Below are 2,324 nucleotides of genomic sequence, written 5' to 3' on the forward strand. Positions count from 1 at the left end.
CATCAACTCTCGCTGCGTGAAGCGTGAGATGGTGAGCACGGCGTCGGCCCGGCGAACCAGCCGCGGCACCACTTGACGACGGTAGACTCGCCCAACAGTCTGATACAGCGACCGCGCCGGCGGCAGCACATGCCACGGCTTCATGTAGATCAGGTCATGGACAACCGCGATCACCCGGGTGTTGCCCGTGGACCGCAGGGGTCCCGTGTTATACGGGCATAGCAGGTAGTCGAGCTTCTGTTCACGGCACAAGCGTGGCAACTCGACCTGCTCCCACCACGGGAAGAAACCGTGTCCGTCACTGACGAATGGCCATTCCTCGGCACTCACGCCACTCGGTGCCAGACCCAGCACCGACGCGCTGACCGGTTCCACCAGTTGTCGGGCGAATCGCCCCATGCCGCGGTAGTTGCCCACCATCCAGGTGATATCCACCCCCAACTTCACGTGCTGCTCCTCATCCGAGCCGACTCATCAGCAACGCGAACGCGGCCACCGAACGCAGAGAATCGTACAATCCGGCCGAACGAGGTCGATACCTCGTCGCACCCTGCACGTTCAACAAACTGCCGACACGCGCCCGGCAAGACGACGTACGCTCCACGCGAGACCGACGCAACCATAGCGAAACCAATTCTCACCCACGCCCCGCTTCGAACATCCAGCGCAACGTACTCTCCAGCGGAATGTCGCCGAGCGGCCCGATAGCGGCCTGCAACCGCGTACCATCGCCCTGCAGTCGGCGCACTTCGTTCGCACGTACGAATGCGGGATTGACCTGGACGTCGATCGTATAGCCGGCGATCTGCTCCATCATCGCGATCACCGCCTTCAGCGACACCGCGCGGCCCGAACAAACGTTGAACACGCCACCAGCCGGTGCCTGTTCCAGCAGGCGCCGATAGGCATCCGCCACGCGCCGCACGTCGGAAAAATCTCGCTCGACATCGATATTGCCGAGTTCGATCGCACGCTCGCCGCGCTGAAAATGCCCGACTATCTTCGGCAGTAGAAACTGTGGCGACTGCCCGACGCCCGTGTAGTTGAACGGACGCGCAACGACGATCGGCAGCTTGTCTTGCCATAGGCGCGCCAGGTATTCCATCGCCAGTTTGCTAACCGCGTAATCGTTCGCGGGATTCGGCTCGACCGATTCGTCAATGGACTCGACCGCCGCGTTGCCATAGATATTGGCGCTGCTTGCCAGCAGAATCGCTCGCGGACGATTCGCCAGATTCGCGAGCGCCTCCAGCAGGTTCCGCGAGCCAACCACATTCGTGCGATAGATTGCGTCCGCATCACCGTGCGCGACGAACGAGACTGCGGCGAGATGCGCGACCACGTCCGGCTGCACGTCCGCGACGACCTTTGCCAGCGCCGCCCGGTCGCACAGATCGACCCGGTACATGCCGGCTCCGGTCGCCTCGGAGCCGTGCGTCGTGCCGAACACGCGATAGCCGGCCGCCTGCAACGACTTCGCGAGATAGTCGCCGGTAAAGCCGCCGAGCCCCGTCACCAGGGCGCGCGGGGCATCAGAACGAGAAGCCGCGTTCATTTCGGCGCAGATCCGCTTCGACCATCATTGCGCACAGCTGCTCGAGCGTCGTCTCCGGTTCCCAGCCGAGCTTCTGCTTGGCCTTCTCCGGATTGCCGATCAGCAGATCGACTTCGGCCGGTCGATGGAACTTCGGATTGACCCGGACCACCGTCTTGCCAGTGGCGACATCGACGGCGATTTCCTGCTCGTCGCTGCCCTTGAACTCGAGGTCGATGCCAGCTGCCTTGAACGCCATGCTCACGAAATCACGCACGGTCTCGGTACGGTTCGTGGCCAACACGTACGTATCCGGCTCGTCGGCCTGCAGCATGCGCCACATACCTTCAACATACTCCTTCGCGAAACCCCAGTCGCGCTTCGCATCCATGTTGCCCAGTTCGAGTACGTCGAGCTGGCCGAGCTTGATCTTGGCGACGGAATCCGTAATCTTGCGCGTAACGAATTCGCGGCCGCGCAGCGGCGATTCGTGGTTGAACAGGATCCCGCTGCAACCGAAGATGTCGTAGCTCTCGCGATAGTTCACCGTGATCCAATGCGCATACAGCTTGGCCACGCCATACGGGCTGCGCGGATAGAACGGCGTCGATTCGATCTGCGGGATCGCCTGCACCTTGCCGAACATTTCGGACGTACTTGCCTGATAGAAGCGGATCTTCGGATTGACGATGCGGATCGCCTCGAGCAGGTTCAGCGGGCCGACACCGGTGATCTCGGCGGTTGTGACCGGCTGGTCGAAGGACACGCCGACGAAGCTCTGCGCCGCCAG

General features: G+C 62.4%; 3 protein-coding genes. All 3 read right to left on the reverse strand.

What is annotated here, in order from left to right; all coding sequences use genetic code 11:
* On the reverse strand, window positions 1–435 hold a 435-nt coding region (locus tag AC3IFE_RS20940; RefSeq protein WP_489191812.1), incomplete at its 3' end, for a glycosyltransferase.
* Window positions 436–637: 202 nt separating this feature from the next.
* Window positions 638–1,555 (reverse strand): NAD-dependent epimerase/dehydratase family protein, encoded by a 918-nt coding sequence (locus AC3IFE_RS20945; protein ID WP_489191813.1) that lies wholly within the window; start codon window positions 1,553–1,555, stop codon window positions 638–640.
* The coding region (locus AC3IFE_RS20950) for a GDP-mannose 4,6-dehydratase (protein WP_489191814.1) at window positions 1,533–2,324 on the reverse strand (792 nt) is incomplete at its 5' end. The genes AC3IFE_RS20950 and AC3IFE_RS20945, both read right to left, overlap by 23 nt.

It is taken from the genome of Burkholderia sp. APQ4-4ca, from assembly GCF_057837105.1.

What these genes read in the sequence shown, in the direction of transcription:
- AC3IFE_RS20945 (WP_489191813.1), bottom strand. Translation starts at nt 1,555, where the DNA reads ATGAACGCGGCTTCTCGTTCTGATGCCCCGCGCGCCCTGGTGACGGGG.